This window comes from Acidovorax sp. LjRoot38 (assembly GCF_964252975.1).
Classification (GTDB): Bacteria; Pseudomonadota; Gammaproteobacteria; order Burkholderiales; family Burkholderiaceae_C; genus Acidovorax; species Acidovorax facilis.
The window spans coordinates 95708-113356 of the sequence record NZ_CAXUPT020000002.1 but is presented as its reverse complement, the minus strand read 5'-3'; the positions used below and the strand labels follow the sequence as shown (position 1 = coordinate 113356).

The window sequence follows — 17649 nt, the reverse complement described above, 5'->3', positions numbered from 1 at the left end:
AGACTCGACACCATGATTCCCAAAAGACATCCGACAGCGCGGCTGCCGCGCAAGCGCATGCTGCCTGCCATGCTGGCCTTGGTACTGACAGGGACGGCCGTGCCCGTATCCCAACTTGCTGCGGCCCCTGCACCAGCGGGCTTGGCTGGGGCGGAAATGCTGGCTGCGGCGCAACCGACCGAGAGTGGAGTGCGTGTACACCGCACCAGTTTCAAGGATCTGGGGGCCCTGTTTCCGCTGCAATTGCGGGGTGTGGACGGCACCAGCGGTGTGGCGTTCAGCGTGCGCAACGACGAAGTGGTCACAGGCGCGCGACTGAAGCTGAACTACTCCTACTCGCCCGCCCTGCTCCCCAACCTGTCCCATATCAAGGTGCTGGTGAACGAGCAGGTGGCCGCCACCATTCCGGTGACCACGCAGCAGGCGGGCGAAAACCTGCAGCGCGAGATCGTCATCCCGCCGCGCCTCATCACCGAGTTCAACCGGCTCAACCTGCAGCTCATCGGCCACTACACGATGGAGTGCGAAGACCCGCTGCACTCCAGCCTGTGGGCCAACGTCGGCAACGACAGCGTGCTGGAACTGACGGTGGCGCCCGTGGCCCAGACGAACGATCTGGCGCTGCTGCCGCAGCCTTTCTTTGATCGCCGGGATGTGCGCCCGCTGGAGCTGCCGATGGTGTTCGGCGCAGTGCCCAACACGGGCACCTTGCAGGCCGCAGGCACGATGTCATCCTGGTTTGGCGCGCTGGCGGGTTTCCGGGGAGCGAGGTTCCCGTCACTGGTGGGTGAACTCCCCGCGCGCGGCAACGCGGTGGTGATGGTCGCTGGCAAGGCGCAAGCGCCCGCCGGGCTGACCCTGCCAGACATCCAGGGCCCCACCGTGGCCGTGGTGAGCCACCCGGCAGACCGTCATGGCAAGCTGCTGCTGGTCATGGGGCGGGACGAGGCCGAGCTTGGCGTTGCCGCCAAGGCACTGGCCATCGGTTCCTCGGCCCTGTCCGGCCCGCTGGCACGGATCACCGAGGTCACGGAACTCAAGCCCCGCAAGCCGTACGACGCGCCCAACTGGCTGTCCAATGACCGGCCCGTGAAATTTGGTGAACTGGTCGAGGCCGATGCACTCAACGTGTCCGGTTACTCGCCAGACCTGATCCGCCTGAACTTCTTCCTGCCGCCCGACCTGTTCGCATGGCGCCAGAAGGGCATCCCGGTGGACCTGCGGTATCGCTATACCCCGCGCCCGAACCCGGACAAGTCCACCCTCAACATCAATGTGAACCAGCAGTTCCTGCGTTCGTTGCCCCTGCACGCAGTGAATCATGAAGAACCCGGCGCTTTGGACCGCCTGCTGACCAAGGTGGTGCCCAAGGGCGAGATGGCGCCGGAGCGCGAGACTTTCCACATCCCGCTGTTCAAGCTGCCCGCCCAGTCGCAGCTGCAGATGCATTACTACTATGACGTGGTCAAGCAGGGCGCCTGCAAGGACGTGCCACTCGACAACGTCCGGGGCTCTGTAGAGGCCGATTCGACCATCGACATCTCCGGTTTTCCGCATTTCATCGCCATGCCGGATCTGGCGGCCTTTGGCAATGCAGGGTTCCCGTTCACACGCATGGCAGACCTTTCTGAATCTGCGGTGGTGATGCCGGACAAGCCGGGTGCGCAGGAGTACGCGGCCTATCTGGGCCTGATGGGTGTCATGGGGCGCGTCACGGGATACCCTGCTCTGGGCGTGACCGTGGCGCAGGCCCAGCAGGTGGAGCGGTTTGCCGACAAGGACCTGCTGGTCATTGCCTCCGGCGGCAACCAGCCCCTGCTCAAGCAATGGGCCAGTTCCATTCCGGCCCTCCTGCAGGGCGAAACCAAGAGTTTCCAGATGTCGGATTTCGCCAACCGCCTGCTGCGCTGGTGGGGCTTTGGCGAGGACTCCAGCGTGCACGCACGGCGCAGCCAGGTTGCGTTTTCCAGCGACAGCACCGATGCTCTGGTGGCAGGTTTTGAATCGCCTTTGCGCGGTGGCCGCAGTGTGGTGCTGGTTGCCAGCAACCAGCCTGCAGGTCTGTCGCAAGTGATGGATGCACTGCTGGATGCCGAAATGCTCAAACACGTGCAGGGCAGCACCACGGTCATCCGGGGCAAGCAGGTGGACAGCCTGGTGGCCGAGAAAAACTACCATGTGGGTCAGTTGGGCCCCTTGCTGTATACCCAGTGGTTTCTTTCGCGCAACCCGCTGTTGCTGATTGTCCTGGGCGTGTCGGCGGCGGTGCTGATAGCGATCATCATGTACCTGTCGCTGAGAGCGCGCGCACGGGCCCGGCTGAAGCAAAAAGGCTGAGGCGGTGCAAAGCACGCCCGGCTGTTTCTGAATCACGCAACACATTCCCGGCACCTCGGTGGCCGGGAGCCTCGCAGGGAGAAGGAAGGCATGTCCTCCAAACGTCGTCGTCATCAAACACTTGCCATGGGGCTGCTGGCCTCGCTGATGGCCCCCGTTGCCTGGGCGCAGACCGGGGCCGAGCAGACCCTGCTGGACCAGGGGCAGTACTGGCAGGAGCGCGGCGACACGGAACGCGCGGGTGAAGCATGGCAGAAGCTGTTGCGCATCAACCCCCAGAACGCCCAGGCCCTCTATGGGATGGCGTTGGTGGAGCTCAACGCCCGCCGCCCCGAGGGCGCCCAGCGCTACCTGAACCAGTTGCAGGCAGCCCATCCGCGCAGCCCGCTGGTCAGCCGGTTGCAGGAATCCATCCGCACGGGCCGCAGCGCACCCCAGATCGAAACTGCGCGCCAGCAGGCCCGCAGCGGGCAGGCCAGCCAGGCCTTGAGCACCTACCAGGCGGCACTGGGAGACCGCCCCCCCACCGGGCCCCTGGCGCTGGAGTACTACCAGACGCTGGGCGCCACAGCAGGCGGCTGGGACGAGGCCCGCCGGGGTCTGAACCGCCTGGCGCAGGAATCGCCCGAAGACCCGCAGATTGCGCTGGCCCTGGCGCAACACCTGACCTACCGCGAATCCACACGCCGCGAAGGCATCGCCCAGCTGGCGCGGCTGGCCGGGCGCCCCGATGTGGGCAAGGCGGCGACGGAAAGCTGGCGCAAGGCACTGGCCTGGACGGGCAATCGTTCGGCCGACATCCCGCTGTACCAGGAATTCCTGCGCGCCAATCCCGGAGACACGGCCGTGCAGACGCGCCTGGTGCAGGCCCAGAACCTGCAAAAACAGTCCCAGGCAGCTTCCGTCCGGACGGCCGACCCGCTGCGCCAGCGGACGACAGCAGGGTTCCAGGCCCTGGACGATGGCGAGCTGGATGCTGCAGAGGCCGCATTTCTGAACGTGCTCGAATCCCGTCCCACCGACGGCGATGCGCTGGGTGGCCTGGGCATTCTGCGTTTGCGCCAGGAACGGTTTGCCGACGCGCGCGGGCTGCTGGAGCGGGCCTCGCGTGCGGGCTCGGCCAGCCGCTGGAAACAGTCGCTCGACAGTGCCACCTACTGGAGCCTGGTCGAGCAGGCCACCTCCGAACGCGAACGCGGCGAGACAGCGGCAGCGCGGCGTTCGCTGGAGCAGGCTGTGCGGCTGAATCCGGCCGAAGTCACGGCCGAAACCGACCTGGCAGACCTGTTGGTCGAAGATGGCCAGTACGACGCCGCCGAGGCGGCCTACCGCCGTGTGCTCGCGCGCCAGGCCGACAACCCCGACGCGGTGCGGGGACTCGTGGGCGTGCTGGCGCAGAACAACAAGGCGGCCGAAGCCCTGGCGCTGGTGGAAAAGCTGTCACCCTCGCAGCAAGAAAAGGTGGGAGCCCTGGGGCGCCTGCGTGCTGCGCAGGCATTGGGCCAGGCCCGCGCAGCGACGGAGCGTGGCGATACCGCCGCCGCCCGCGCAGCGCTGGAAGATGCCCTGCTGAACGATCCGGCCAGCCCCTGGGTGCGGCTGGACCTTGCCCGCCTGTACCTGCGCATGGGCGCGGTGGCCGAGGCGCGGGGCGTGATGGACGGACTGCTGCTGTCCAACCCCAACATGCCCGAGGCCCTGTATGCCAGCGCCCTGCTCGCCTCGGAAGCCGGCGACTGGCCCAACGCCCTGGCCCTGCTGGACCGCGTTCCAGAAAAGCACCGCACCCGTGACATCGCCGCGCTGCAAAAGCGGGTGTGGGTGCATGTGCAGGCATCGGCTGCGTCGGCGTTGGCGGCCGAAGGTCGCCAGACGGAAGCCCTGGCCACCCTGGCCCAGGCCGAGTCCTTTGCCACCCAAGACCCCGAATTGCTGGGCGCCATGGCCTTGGCCTACGCGGACGCTGGCGATCCGCAGCGCGCGCTCGGCATGGTGCGCCAGGTGCTGGCGCGCACCCCCCGGCCCGATGTCGGCCTGCGCCTGCAGTACGCAGCCACCTTGCTCAAGACCCAGCAGGATGTGGAACTGGCGGGCATCCTGCGGCAGCTGCAGACGGCCCCGATGAATGACCGCGAGCGCAAGAGTTTCAGCGACATCCGCCGCGCCTACATCGTGCGCCAGGCCGATGGCCTGCGCGAGGCGGGCGACCTGGTCGCGGCCTACGACACGCTCGTTCCCTTGCTGGCCGAGCAGCCCGACGAGCCCCTGGCCATGGCGGCACTGGCCCGCATGTACGCGGCCAACAACGACTATGCCCAGGCGCAGGCGCTGTATGCGCGGTTGCTGGAAAAGTCTCCCAATGACGTGCCCCTCATCCTGCAGACCGCAGCCATGGCCACGGGCGCCAAGGACTACGGCTATGCGGAGTCGCTGCTGTCCGTGGCGCTGGCGCGCGCGCCGCGTGATCCCGAAGTGCTGACGGCCGCTGGTCGGTTGTACCGGGCGCAGGGCAAGAATTCCAAGGCCACCGAGTTCTTCACGGCTGCCGTTGCTGCCGAAAACGCGCAGCGCGATGCCGTGCTGGCCGCCAGTGGCGTGGCGGCGGGGCCTGCACGTTCGGGCAATCCATTTGCCCAGCGCGCGGCATTGCAGCAGCGTGCCGGGGGCGGCCTGTCAGTGCCTGGTGCCGCAGCCGTCGCACGTTCGCCGGTGGGCTACACCCCCCAGCAGTACGCGCCCCAGCCAGTAGCGCGCAGCAACAACGCACCTGCAGGCCTCTACATTCCCGACCCGGCCGGTGCAAGCCGCTTTGGCACGGCACCGCAGGCCTATGCGCAGGCCGCTCCCATGACGCCCGCCAGTTACTACCCCGAGGCGTCCAGCCCGGTGGCGGCGGCTGACACGGCGGCTTCGACCAGCGCCGCGCGGCGCAACGCTGCGGCACTGCCTTCTTCGACCCCACGGTCGGTGGGTGCCTCTGCGGCGGCGCCGGCCATGGCACCTGTGTACGTGCCGCCAGCACAACCCATGCAGCCGATGGGCGCTCCGGCCCCGGCTGCGGCGGGCTACTACACGCCTGCACAGGCCTACGGTGGTGGGTATGCGGGCGGCGCCCAGTCCTTGCCTGCGCAACGCGCAATGCCTGCTCCTGCAGCACCTTCTGCCTGGTCCACGGCGGGCCTGGGCAACGTGCCCGACCCCACGCGGCCCCGCACGGCCCGCGACGAGCTGCGCGAAGTGCAGCAAAGCCAGATTTCTTCGTTCTCCGTGGGCGCAGTTGCGCGCGCACGGCAGGGCGAGGCAGGCATGAGCCAGCTTTCCGAGATCGAAGCGCCCGTGCAGCTCAAGATGAGCGTGGGTGACGGTCACCTGCTGCTGGGCGTAACGCCCACGGGCGCCAGCGCAGGTTCGCCCGGCTCTCCCTACGGCACCATCAGCCGCTTTGGTGGTGGCCCGGTCACGGCCCTGGCCATGCCCGAACGCGGTGCTGGCTCGCAAAGCGACAGCGGCGTCGGCCTGAGCGTAGGCTATGAAAGCGGAGGCTTCCGGGCAGACATCGGCAGCACGCCGCTGGGCTTCGGCCAGTCCGATGTGACGGCAGGCGCGAGATACCGCACAGCCCTCACCGACGACCTGACCGTGGCCGTGGACCTCTCGCGCCGCCCGGTGACCGACAGCCTGCTGTCGTTTGCCGGTGTCCGTGATGCCCGGACCGGCGACCGCTGGGGTGGCGTGTCCGCTTCGGGGGGCCGCGTTGATCTGACCTGGGACGATGGTGAACTGGGGATCTATGGGTACGGTTCGCTGCATGGCCTGACCGGTACCCGCGTGCGCAGCAATGCGCGGGCCGAGCTGGGTGGCGGGATGTACTGGCATGTGCACCGCACATCGAACGCCGACCTCACGGCGGGCCTGAGCTTTACGGGGCTGTCGTACCAGCGCAACCTGCGCTACTTCACGGTGGGCCACGGTGGCTATTTCAGTCCCCAGCAGTTCGTGTCCTTTGGCATTCCGGTCGAATGGGCGCAGCGCAATGGCCGCCTGTCGTACCAACTCAAGGGCTCGGTAGGCGTGCAGTATTTCAAGGAGGATGCGGCGCCGTACTTCCCCAACAGCCCATCGCGGCAAGTCTCGGCAGTCCAGGCAGCCGCCGACGCGTTGGCCTTTGGCGAAACGGGCGCCACGGCCATCTACCCCGGCCAGTCCCGCACGGGCCTGGGCTACAACCTGGGTGCGGCCATGGAATACCAGATGCATCCGCAGGTGTTCGTGGGTGGGCACCTGTCGCTCAACAACGCACGCAACTACCGCGAGTTCGCGGGTGGCCTGTATGTGCGCTATGCCTTCCAGCCCTACAACGGCCTGCAGGCGTTTCCGGTCAACCCGCTGCGGTCACCGTATAGCTACTGAACTTTTCCAGGGCGCTCACCCGCTCTCTGCAAGCCACAAAAAGGCCCGTCGCACTTCACGTGCGACGGGCCTTTTTTTATGGGCAATCCGCTTGTGGTGGGAGCGCTGTCTGCGTGCCACATGGCGCCTGCGCGGGGTGAAGGCGCTGTAAGCCCAGGCCCCTGGGCCGATCACAGATCACAGGGGCACCGCAGTGATTGCCCGATTGCAGCGCCCCCCGCCTAGCGCGAGGGGTGCTCCCTGCTGTTACGGCGTGGTCTGCTTGGCGCCCACAAACACGGTGTGGGCACGTGTGCCAGCCACGGACAACCCGGCAGTCAGAATGCGCAGGCCAATGACCTTGCCATTCGCATCGAACTGTGCCGATGCCGAGCCGGACTGCGGCGGGCCCGAGGACAGGCCGCAGGTGATGGGTGCGTTGGGGCTGTTGAGGTAGCCGAATGCCTCGACGCGGTACAGGTTCAGACCACTGCCCAGTTCGCCCAGGAGCTTGCCCGCCACTTCACAGCCGCTGGTGGTCAGGCCCGTGATGGCGCCATCGGCAAACACCGTCAGCGTTGTGGTGTCGCCACCAAAACCCGTGCCAGCCATCTTGTAGGTACCAACGATCAGAGCCGCGTTGGGCACCTTGCCGGAGGGCAGGGCGTACAGCGGGTCGGGCGTCACGCTGAAGCGGGTGGGGAAACCGCCTGGCTGCGTTGGGTAGCTGAAGCTGCCGCTGAACAGGCCGGCGGTGCTGGTGCCATCGCCACTTTGGAGCGTGCCGTCGATCAGCACGGACTCGTTGTAGGCGCCCGTATTGGCCAGCAGGCGGTTGAAGAACACGCCATCGTTGGCCGTCACAAAACGGTTGTTCGTGACGTTGTTCTCGTAGCGGATAAGGCGGCCATACAGCGCGTTGTGGTCCAGGCTGCTGTTGGTGTAGAAGAACAGGCCGCCGTCCGGCAGCACGCTGCCCCAGACGGTCGTATCGCCAATCACGCCTGCAGGCAGCGTGAAGGAGCCCTGCCAGTTGCCCGCCACCGACAACGGCGTGGTGGAAGGCGGCACTGTGATGCGGGGGTCGGCAATGCCGTTGAGGGTGAAGGTGTTGTTCGGGCCCGTCGCATTGCGCGTGAACACCCAGATGCCGTTGGGCACCCCTGCCGCATCAAAACGCAGCACGGCGATGCCGGATTGCTGCGTGCCGCTGGCCTCGCAGGAGGTGGTGTCGCCCGAGAGATTGAGCGTCATCGAATACAGCGGGGAGTCTGCGGCGCGTGGCGTGGCCGTGCCCGTGACCAGACAGCCGCCGATGCGGCCCGAGAGCTGGCCCTGTGGGGTGACGGTGAGCACCCATCCGCCGCCAAACAGGCCGGTGCCCCGGTAGGTGCCCTCGACCAGGCTCGCGCGTGCGGGGTGGAAGTTCAGGCTGCTGTACGAGAGCTTGATCGGCACCACCGCGCCGGACGCAGCGGCCGTCTGCACCGGGTCGGAGTAATTGCCACTGATGCCGTCGGTGCGGCCGATCTTGCCGCTGTTCGATGCCGTGCCACGCAGCGTCAGGCCCGTGGCAAATTTGCCGTCCTGGACCGAGTAGTACGTGACGCCAGTGGCCAGCACTGCCGTGACGTTGACATTCAGGCGCCCGTAAAACGCATCAAAGCCCGCTGCGCCCGGGGCCTCGCGTGCCATGTAGAACTCGCCCCCGGTGCCCAGCGGGCCGGGATCGATGTAGCCCACCACCTGCCGCTGCGCAGCGCCGGTGCCCACCGTGCCCTCCCACACGCCGCCGGGGTATTGCTGTACGCCAGGGGCGGGGCCCACGTCTTCGCCGTCGGACGAGCCGCCGCCGCAACTGGCGAGCAGGGCCGCACAGGTCAAGGATAGCCAGAAGTATTTGCGCATGATGGACAGAAAGAGGATCAGTGGGTAATGGGGAGTCGTCGAGATGCCGCCGTGGCGCGCGAGGCGTTATCAACGGGCCAGCGAGCGCGCACTGGTGCATGCTGGCTGTCTTGCTGTTTCTAATTGTGCCAGCAGCGGGCGCAAGGGACGACAGGAAAATGGCATGCCGGAGTTGGGCGGCGGGCTGTGGGGCTGCGGTGCGCCCACGGGGAATGCGAGCTCGGATGTCGGCTGGGCCACGCCTGTCAGGTGCACCGGAATGCATTTGCGATCAGTTGCTATCAATAATATAGCTATTACCGCTTGTTCATCAAGCGCTAGAGCCTGATTTTCTTGGATTTAGCCTGCTGCAAAGAAAAGGGCCGACCCCTTTGCAGGAGCCGGCCCTTGCCACAGCACGGGGCTTCGAGGATGGCGGCTCAGTCGTCGTTGGTCGCCAGGCTGATCAGGATGCGCAGCACGTACCAGAGCATCAGCGCGATCGATGCAAACAGGTGCAGCGCAGCGCCCGCAGGGCGGTCGGCGGGGTAGTCGTGGATGATGCGCGAAGTGTCGTACAGCACGCAGGCGCCGGCAAACAGCACCATGATCCCCGAGAACCAGATGCCCAGCTTGAAGCCAAAGATGGCGCCGGCAATGATGGTGCCCAGGGCCACCAGGCCGCCCACCTTCAGAATGCCCCCCAGGAACGAGAAGTTGGTCTTGGTGGTGAACGCCGTCCAGGTGAGCGCGCCCACCAGCAGCAGCGTGATGAAGGCCGCAGCGCCAATGGCACCGGGGGCCACGATCTGGGCGATGCCGAACATCGGCGCGAAGATCAGGCCTTCGGCCAGCACATACAGGCCCAGGCCCATCAGCTGTGTTTGCGAGCTCTCTGCGTTGTCGGCCATGTACGAGGCCAGCCAGCCCACCAGCATGAACGCGCCCATGACGCCCAGCCACAGGAACTTGTTGCCGCTGGCCAGCAGCATCTTGGCCGCTGTGCCGGAAAATCCGGTCGCCATCAGGACGGCGGAAAGCACCACGAAGGCCAGCATGGCCACACCGAGGTGCTTGTAGGTAGCAACGATGAAATCGCGCCGTTCAAACGGTGCGCCTTCCGGCGTCGAAGGGGTCAGGACATTGGGATTCATGGCGTATTCCTCGCTCTGTGTGTTGGTTGTGAAATCACGGGAGGGGCGCACCAGGCGCCTCCTCCCTCCCTCTCTGTGAAAAATTCTCAGGCCGCGCTGAGTTGCTGGCTGGAGTCCGCTGCACGCAGCCTGCGGTTGGACCACACACCGGCGGCGCCGATCAGCGTCAGCAGGATCGCGAAAATCCAGGTGCCAGCGCCGCTGAAGGACCTGGCGGAGGACGCTGCCTCGGCCTGCAGGCGCTGCCTGGTGGTCTCATAGCTGATCACGGGCTTGCCATCGACCGCCACTTCGTACACCAGGTCGTTGTCGCTCTTGTCCACCAAAGCGGTGATCTTTTCGTCGATCAGGTTGCCCACCAGTTCCTGGGGTGTGCTGTAGTCGATGCGCAGCTTGCGGGCCTCGGCGCCTGCGCCATCGGGCTGGACGCTGATTTCGTAGAACTGCTTGGTAGCGCGGCGCTTGCGCTTGACGGTGACCTCCGAAGCCTGCGTCACCGTGCCTGTCACGGTCTGCAGGCTTTCCCGCGCTGCGTAGGCATGGTCGCCATCGGCCTTCCAGCCGCTGTACAGCGACAGGCCGATCAGGCCAGGCCCGGCCAGTAGCAGCAGCCACGCGTAACCGGTGATGAAAATCAAAATCTTGCGAACAAAGCCTGGCATGGCTATCCCTCTCTTGTGCTGTTGAATGTTGTTGTGACTAACCAGAATTTGCTGGCGGCACCGCAGGCCAGCCGCCAACAAGCGCCCGATGATCTTCGAGTTGGGCGCAACCGGTGTAAGAAAGTGTTGGCGCCGTTGTCCCCGTGCCGCACTGGACAAACTGAGGGGGTGGGGAGGGCGCTGGCCGTTGTAGAAGAAGCGCCGCGTGCCGCTGCCTCAGCCTCTCAGCGCTTCTTGACCATCATGCGGGCGCAAAAAAAGGCCCGCAGCGTGTGTGCTGCGGGCCTTTTTACAAAACTGGAAAGCGCGGCTTTTAGAACGGGATGTCGTCATCCATGTCGTCAAACCCCGAAGCTGCGCGGGGTGGCTGTGCCACGGGCGCAGGCGCAGGGCGCTGGGCAGGGGCCGCCATGGGGCGTGGTGGGGGCGCGGCGCGGCGGGGGGCCTGGTCGTAGCCGCCGCCCTGGTCGCCACCGCCGTAGCCGCCATCGTCGTATCCGCCGCCTTGCTGGCCACCACCCTGGCCGCCGCCCATGCCCTGGCGGCTGCCCAGCATCTGCATCTGGTCAGCACGGATTTCGGTGCTGTACTTTTCCACGCCGCTCTGGTCAGTCCACTTGCGGGTGCGCAGGCTGCCTTCCACGTACACCTGCGAGCCCTTGCGCAGGTACTGGCCAGCGATCTCGGCGAGGCGGCCGTTGAAGACCACGCGGTGCCACTCGGTGGCTTCCTTCATTTCGCCAGACTGCTTGTCTTTCCACTTGTCGGTGGTGGCAATCGTCACGTTGGCCACCTGATCGCCACTGGGGAAAGTGCGCATTTCAGGGTCGCGGCCCAGGTTGCCGACGATGATGACTTTGTTTACTGATGCCATGGTGCTGTTTTTGCCTTAAAGGGATGAAAGAAGCGCCGGATTTGGAGAAGGATTCCGGGCGCCAAACGCGCCATTGTGCCGCAACCGGCTCGCAATGGAAGCTCTGGCGGCATGGCTCGATCCACCACTCAGTGGCCGCCGCGCCCCACGGGCCGCAGGGGCCAGGTCAGTACCAGCCACAGGGCCGTGAGCACGGTGGTGGCGGCAAACAGGCCCGGCGCGCCGGCCCATTTCACCAAGGCGCCGCCCAGCGCGCCGCCCGCAAACAGGCCCAGCGATTGCAGCGTGTTGTAGCTGCCCAGCGCCGCGCCGCGCAGCTGCGGCGGCGCCATGCGCGACACCAGGCTGGGCTGGCTGGCCTCCAGCGCGTTGAATCCGCAGAAAAACACAAACAGCAACGGCCCCAGCACCCACAGTGTGGGTGTGCTGCCGCTGCCCGCCAGCAGGCCCAGGCCTGCCTGCACCAGCAGCACCAGTGCGATGGCACCCAGCAGGGCGGCGCGCAGGCGGCCCGCGCGCTCCAGCGCAAAGAGCCCGCCCATGGCCGCAAACGAGAGCACCACCGCAGGCAGGTAGACCTGCCAGTGGTGGTCTTTGGAAAGGCCCGCCTGCACCAGCATGGCCGGCACGGCCACCCACATGGACAACTGCACGGTGTGCAGCACAAACACCCCCAGGTTCAGGCGCAGCAGGTCGGGGTGGGCCCACACATCGGACAGGCGGCCCCGGGGCGCATTCTGGTGCTGCGCGGTTTCTGCAGGCACCCACCAAATCACCACCGCCACGCCTGCCAGCGCCAGGGCGCAGGTCAGCCCGAACAAGCCCGCCAGCCCGATGTGGGCCGCCAGCACCGGTGCGGCCACCAGCGCGACGGCAAACATCAGTCCGATGCTGCCGCCCACCAGCGCCATGGCCTTGGTGCGCACGGCGTCGCGGGTCTGGTCGGCCAGCAGGGCGGTCACGGCGGCCGATACGGCCCCGGCGCCTTGCAGCGCGCGGCCCATCAGCAGTCCCGTGAGCGAATCGGCCAGCGCGGCCAGCAGGCTACCCGCTGCAAACACCAAAAGACCCAGCACGATCACGCGCTTGCGCCCAAACCGGTCGGATGCCATGCCCAGCGGCAACTGCAGCACGGCTTGCGTCAGGCCGTAGATGCCCATGGCAAGCCCCACCAGGGCGGGGTCATCCCCACCGGGGTACTTGCGGGCCTCGAGGGCAAACACGGGCAACACCAGGAACAGGCCCAGCATACGCAGCGCAAAGATCAGCGCCAGGCTGAGGCTGGAGCGGCGCTCCTGCGGGGTCATGGCGTTGCCGGAAGGCGATGGCGACAGGGGCGGTGGGGCAGCGCCCGCAAGTGAAGAAGGAGAATCCGGCACGGTGGTGCCCTATGGGGCAGGTAAAGCAGGGATTTTCGCCCATTGGGCAGGAGTTGTGATTCGCGTGGGCATGTGCGGGGCGTGGCACGGCTCCCAAGGCATGGCTGACCGGCCCAAAGGCTCACAGCAAAGCGCAGATCCGCTGCACGCATTCCTGGGGCGTGAGCTGGGCTGTGGGCAGCACCAGCTCGGCGGCCAGCGGTGGTTCGTAGGGCGAATCAATACCGGTGAACTGGCGCAACTCGCCCGTGCGGGCCTTGCGGTACAGGCCTTTGGGGTCGCGCTCTTCGGCGAGTGCCAGCGGCACATCGACAAACACTTCCAGGAAGTCGCCCGGGGCAAACAGTTCCCGGGCCGCCTGACGTTCCGCACGAAAGGGCGAAATGAAAGCCACCACCACGATCACGCCCGCGTCCACAAACAGGCGGGCCACTTGTGCGACACGCCGGATGTTCTCTGCCCGGTCCGCGTCCGAAAACCCCAGATCACGGTTCAGCCCCTGGCGGATGTTGTCGCCGTCCAGGATGTAGGTGCGTTTGCCCTGGCGATTCAGTTCCCGCTCCAGCGCATTGGCAATGGTCGATTTGCCCGCACCCGACAGGCCGGTGAGCCAGACCACCCGGCCGGGGTGGCCTCCCAGCTGCTCGCGCTCCGCACGGGTCACGGTCAGCGCCTGGGCATGGACATGGGGGAGGTGGGGTGGTGTGGGGTCGGTCACTTTGGCGTTGGCAAATGAATGTGGCGTGCAATGGTACTGGCATGGCAGTAGCTGCAACACAGGGCATGGGGCTTGACCTATCATGGTCGGTTTCCCTGCTGTTTCCCCACTCCGTGACCGACTCCCATTCCCCCACCGATGCCCAAGCTGCCGACAGCAGCGGTCTTTACCTCGCCCGCGCCCTGCGTGAGCAGCGCATCAGCATCCGGGGGGCGCGCACGCACAACCTCAAGAACATCGACCTCGACATCCCGCGCAACCAGCTGGTGGTGATCACCGGGCTGTCGGGCTCGGGCAAGTCCAGCCTGGCGTTCGACACGCTGTATGCCGAGGGCCAGCGGCGCTATGTGGAGAGCCTGTCGGCCTATGCGCGGCAGTTTCTGGGGCGGCTGGACAAGCCCGATGTCGACCTGATCGAAGGCCTTTCGCCCGCGATTTCCATCGAGCAGAAGGCCACCAGCCACAACCCGCGCTCCACCGTGGGCACGGTGACCGAGATCCACGACTACCTGCGTCTGCTGTACGCCCGCGCTGGCACGCCGTATTGCCCCGACCACAACCTGCCGCTGGCCGCGCAAACGGTGAGCCAGATGGTGGATGCCGTGCTGGCCCTGCCCCAAGACACCAAGCTCATGCTGCTGGCCCCCGTGGCGCGCGAGAAAAAAGGCGAGTTCACCGAGCTGTTCGCGCAGATGCAGGCGCTGGGCTACGTCCGCTTTCGGGTGGATGGCCAGATTTACGAGCACGAGAACCTGCCCGCGCTCAAGAAAACCGAGAAGCACAACATCGACGTGGTGATCGACCGCATCAAGGTGCGGGCCGACCTGCAGCAGCGCCTGGCCGAGAGCATCGAGGCGGTGCTGCGCGTGGGCGGGCACGAGGGCAATGGCCGCGTGCTGGCGTTGGAGATGGACACGGGGCAAGAGCACCTGTTCAGCAGCAAGTTCGCCTGCCCCGTCTGCAGCTATTCGCTGCCGGAGCTGGAGCCGCGCCTGTTCTCGTTCAATTCGCCCATGGGCGCGTGCCCGGCGTGCGACGGCATCGGCCAGCGCGATGTGTTCGACCCCGCGCGTGTGGTGGCCTTCCCCACGCTGAGCCTGGCCAGCGGCGCCATCAAGGGCTGGGACCGGCGCAACGGCTACTACTTTGCGATGCTCGAGAGCCTGGCCAAGCACTACGCGTTTGACATCGAGGCGCCGTTTGAATCGCTGCCCGCACCGGTGCAGCACGCCATCCTGCACGGCTCGGGCGAGGAAGAAATCGCCTTCAGCTACATCATGGACAGCGGTGCCTCCAAGGGCAAGGTGTATGCCAAGAAGCACCCGTTCGAGGGCATCATCCCCAACATGTCGCGGCGCTACCGCGAGACCGATTCGGTGGTGGTGCGCGAGGACCTCGCGCGCTTTCGCAGCACCCAGCCCTGCCCCGAATGCCACGGCACTCGCCTGCGCCGCGAAGCCCGCCACGTGCGGCTGGGCGAGGGCGAGCAGGCCCGCGCCATCTTTGAAGTGAGCCACGCCACACTGAACACCGCCCACACCTGGTTCAACGACCTGAAGCTCACGGGCGCCAAGGCCGAGATCGCCGACAAGGTGGTGCGCGAGATCGCCACGCGCCTGCAGTTCCTGAACGACGTGGGCCTGAGCTACCTGAGCCTGGACCGCAGCGCCGAGACCCTCTCCGGGGGCGAGGCGCAGCGCATCCGCCTGGCCTCGCAAATTGGATCGGGCCTGACGGGCGTGATGTATGTGCTGGACGAGCCCAGCATCGGCCTGCATCAGCGCGACAACGACCGCCTGATCGCCACGCTCAAACACCTGCGCGACATTGGCAACAGCGTGATCGTGGTCGAGCACGACGAAGACATGATGCGCGCCGCCGACCATGTGATCGACATGGGCCCCGGCGCGGGTGTGCACGGCGGGCGCGTGATGGCGCAGGGCACGTACGACGAAGTGCGTGGCAACACGCAGTCGCTCACGGGCCAGTACCTGTCGGGCGTGCGCTCGATTGCCGTGCCCCAGCGCCGCACGCCCTGGCTGCCGGTGCTGGAGCAGACTGCTCCCGTGGTCGAGGCCAAGGCCAAGTCGCGCTTTCCGCAAACCGAGGCCAGCAAACGCCGCGCCGAACGCATGGCCGAACACCACGCACGCCAGGGCGCCCTGCAGGCGCTGCGGGTGGCAGGCGCCACGGGCAACAACCTGAAGGGTGTGACGGTGGACTTCCCCGTGGGGCTGCTCACCTGCGTGACGGGCGTGTCGGGCTCGGGCAAAAGCACGCTGGTCAACGACACGCTGTACGCCGCCGTGGCCCGCCAGCTGTACCGCGCGCACGAAGAACCGGCCGCGCACGACGAGATCGTGGGCATCGAGTACTTCGACAAGGTCATCAACGTCGACCAGAGCCCCATTGGCCGCACGCCGCGCAGCAACCCCGCCACCTACACCGGCCTGTTCACCCCCATCCGCGAGCTGATGGCCGAGGTCAATACCGCCAAGGAGCGCGGCTATGGCCCCGGGCGCTTCAGCTTCAACGTGGCCGGAGGCCGCTGCGAGGCCTGCCAGGGCGACGGTGTGGTGAAGGTGGAGATGCACTTCTTGCCCGACGTGTACGTGCCCTGCGACATCTGCCACGGCCAGCGCTACAACCGCGAGACGCTGGAAGTGCTGTGGAAGGGCAAGAACATCGCGCAGATCCTGGAATTGACGGTGGAAGACGCCGCCGCCTTCTTCAAGGACGTTCCAACAATAGCGCGCAAGCTGCAGACGCTGCTGGATGTGGGCCTGTCGTACATCCGCCTGGGCCAGGCGGCCACCACGCTCTCCGGTGGCGAGGCGCAGCGCGTGAAGCTGGCGCAGGAGCTGAGCAAGCGCGACACCGGCCGCACGCTCTACATCCTGGACGAGCCCACCACCGGCCTGCACTTTGCCGACATTGATCTCTTGCTCAAGGTGCTGCACCAGCTGCGCGACGCGGGCAACACCATCGTCATCATCGAGCACAACCTCGACGTGATCAAAACCGCCGATTGGCTCATCGACATGGGGCCGGAGGGTGGTGCGGGCGGTGGCACCGTGGTGGGCGTGGGCACGCCCGAGGAGCTGGCGGCCAACCCGGCCAGCCATACGGGGCGGTATCTGGTGCCCTACCTGCGGGCAAAAAAATGAATGAAAGTGACTGCTAGCGCTTATCTATAAAGCGCTAGCAGCTCTTAATTCGGTAGCAAATTGCCGCTGCATCACTGCAGCCGCCGGGCCACCTCAGCGTCCAGCGATCCCATGAAGGCCTCCACCGCGCGGGTGTAATCGCTGTCCAGGCCCAGTTGGGCGTTGATTTCGCCATGGTCCAGGTCCTGCGGCAACACCTCGGCGCGGCCGCCCTGGTTGCGCACATGGCGGGCCATGGCATCGGATTGCTGGCAGGGGTCGTCCGCACGCTGGGCCGAGCACACCATTTGCATGGGCGGGGCGCCTACCGTCCACTGGTGGAAGGGCGACATGGCCACCCAATAAGCCGGGTCAGTGCCAAATGCGTCGTCGTACAGCGGCAGGTGCGGGGCGCGCATGCGGGCGGGCACGTTCATCATGGCGCTGTCGAGTGACACCGCGCCCAGCCACGGCCAGGCGCCATCGCGCAGTGCCTGCGGGGCGCGGGCATTGAGCAGGGCCACCAGGTGGGCACCGGCCGAGTGGCCCATGAGGATGAAACGGCTCGGGTCCCCGCCCCAGGTGCCAGCGCGCTGCTGCGCGGCCATGAGGGCGGCCTGCACATCGCGCTCCTGCACGGCCACGGGGGCGTCGGGCAGCATGCGGTAATTGATGGAGATGAGGATGAAGCCCTTGGGCACCCAGCGGTTCACCTTCTCCTGCACCACGCGGCCCATGGCCTTGTCGCCATGCCGCCAGCCGCCGCCATGCACCATGAAGATGACGGGCGCGCGCACCGCGCTGGCCACCAGGCTGTTGGTACCGGTGGTGGGGCTGGTGGGCACATACACATCCATGCGCTGTGCAGGGTCGGTGCCGTAGGGCACATCGGCGATGCGCTGCACGCCTGCCGACAGGGCTGCCGATGCGGCGGCGGCCTGCTTTTGTGCGATGAGGGCGCGCAGGCGGCCACCGTTGTGCGCGGTGGTCTGGGCCTGCACGCTGGCGGTGGCCAGCGTGAGCGCGGCGAGGGTGGTGAAGGTGAGGATGCGGCGCAGGGACATGGCAAGGCTCCTGAGTTCAGAGGGCGGCAATCGATGGCT

At 66.7% G+C, this 17649-nt stretch carries 10 protein-coding genes; 3 read left to right on the top strand and 7 right to left on the bottom strand.

The annotated features are described in order from the left end of the window. Window positions 1–12: 12 nt before the first annotated feature. Both bcsB and ACSQ22_RS03035 read left to right on the top strand, forming a co-directional pair. Window positions 13–2337 (top strand): cellulose biosynthesis cyclic di-GMP-binding regulatory protein BcsB, encoded by a 2325-nt coding sequence (bcsB, locus tag ACSQ22_RS03040; RefSeq protein WP_436129390.1) that lies wholly within the window; start codon window positions 13–15, stop codon window positions 2335–2337. A gap of 90 nt (window positions 2338–2427) precedes the next feature. Next, complete coding sequence (locus ACSQ22_RS03035) at window positions 2428–6747, top strand: cellulose synthase subunit BcsC-related outer membrane protein (RefSeq protein ID WP_436129389.1); 4320 nt, start codon at window positions 2428–2430, stop codon at window positions 6745–6747. 246 nt (window positions 6748–6993) lie between these two features. Here the strand turns inward: ACSQ22_RS03035 and ACSQ22_RS03030 are convergent, their stop codons facing one another. From ACSQ22_RS03030 to cysC, 6 genes are all read right to left on the bottom strand, one after another. Then, window positions 6994–8634: a hypothetical protein gene (locus ACSQ22_RS03030; RefSeq protein ID WP_436129388.1), complete on the bottom strand. Its 1641-nt coding sequence runs from the start codon at window positions 8632–8634 to the stop codon at window positions 6994–6996. Window positions 8635–9053: 419 nt separating this feature from the next. Beyond that, window positions 9054–9767, bottom strand: coding sequence for a Bax inhibitor-1/YccA family protein (locus ACSQ22_RS03025; RefSeq protein WP_436129387.1), 714 nt, complete (start codon window positions 9765–9767; stop codon window positions 9054–9056). An 86-nt stretch (window positions 9768–9853) separates the two neighbouring features. After that, window positions 9854–10429, bottom strand: a complete 576-nt coding sequence (locus tag ACSQ22_RS03020; protein WP_431151245.1) for a hypothetical protein — start codon at window positions 10427–10429, stop codon at window positions 9854–9856. A 313-nt stretch (window positions 10430–10742) separates the two neighbouring features. Next, window positions 10743–11303: a single-stranded DNA-binding protein gene (gene ssb / locus ACSQ22_RS03015; RefSeq protein ID WP_055400317.1), complete on the bottom strand. Its 561-nt coding sequence runs from the start codon at window positions 11301–11303 to the stop codon at window positions 10743–10745. Between the two features lie 128 nt (window positions 11304–11431). After that, complete coding sequence (locus ACSQ22_RS03010; protein ID WP_218300959.1) at window positions 11432–12610, bottom strand: MFS transporter; 1179 nt, start codon at window positions 12608–12610, stop codon at window positions 11432–11434. Window positions 12611–12803: 193 nt separating this feature from the next. Continuing rightward, on the bottom strand, window positions 12804–13400 hold the full coding sequence (cysC, locus tag ACSQ22_RS03005) for an adenylyl-sulfate kinase (RefSeq protein ID WP_436129386.1): 597 nt from the start codon (window positions 13398–13400) through the stop codon (window positions 12804–12806). Window positions 13401–13513: 113 nt separating this feature from the next. On the opposite strand from cysC, the gene uvrA reads away from it, so the two are divergent. After that, window positions 13514–16567, top strand: a complete 3054-nt coding sequence (uvrA, locus tag ACSQ22_RS03000; RefSeq protein ID WP_436129385.1) for an excinuclease ABC subunit UvrA — start codon at window positions 13514–13516, stop codon at window positions 16565–16567. A 71-nt stretch (window positions 16568–16638) separates the two neighbouring features. Here uvrA and ACSQ22_RS02995 read toward each other — a convergent pair whose 3' ends face one another. Beyond that, window positions 16639–17610: an alpha/beta hydrolase gene (locus ACSQ22_RS02995; RefSeq protein WP_436129384.1), complete on the bottom strand. Its 972-nt coding sequence runs from the start codon at window positions 17608–17610 to the stop codon at window positions 16639–16641. Window positions 17611–17649: the final 39 nt, after the last annotated feature.

What these genes read in the sequence shown, in the direction of transcription:
- ACSQ22_RS03035 (WP_436129389.1), top strand. Translation starts at nt 2,428, where the DNA reads ATGTCCTCCAAACGTCGTCGTCATCAAACACTTGCCATGGGGCTGCTG.
- bcsB (WP_436129390.1), top strand. Translation starts at nt 13, where the DNA reads ATGATTCCCAAAAGACATCCGACAGCGCGGCTGCCGCGCAAGCGCATG.
- ACSQ22_RS03020 (WP_431151245.1), bottom strand. Translation starts at nt 10,429, where the DNA reads ATGCCAGGCTTTGTTCGCAAGATTTTGATTTTCATCACCGGTTACGCG.
- ACSQ22_RS03030 (WP_436129388.1), bottom strand. Translation starts at nt 8,634, where the DNA reads ATGCGCAAATACTTCTGGCTATCCTTGACCTGTGCGGCCCTGCTCGCC.
- ssb (WP_055400317.1), bottom strand. Translation starts at nt 11,303, where the DNA reads ATGGCATCAGTAAACAAAGTCATCATCGTCGGCAACCTGGGCCGCGAC.
- ACSQ22_RS02995 (WP_436129384.1), bottom strand. Translation starts at nt 17,610, where the DNA reads ATGTCCCTGCGCCGCATCCTCACCTTCACCACCCTCGCCGCGCTCACG.
- ACSQ22_RS03025 (WP_436129387.1), bottom strand. Translation starts at nt 9,767, where the DNA reads ATGAATCCCAATGTCCTGACCCCTTCGACGCCGGAAGGCGCACCGTTT.
- ACSQ22_RS03010 (WP_218300959.1), bottom strand. Translation starts at nt 12,610, where the DNA reads ATGACCCCGCAGGAGCGCCGCTCCAGCCTCAGCCTGGCGCTGATCTTT.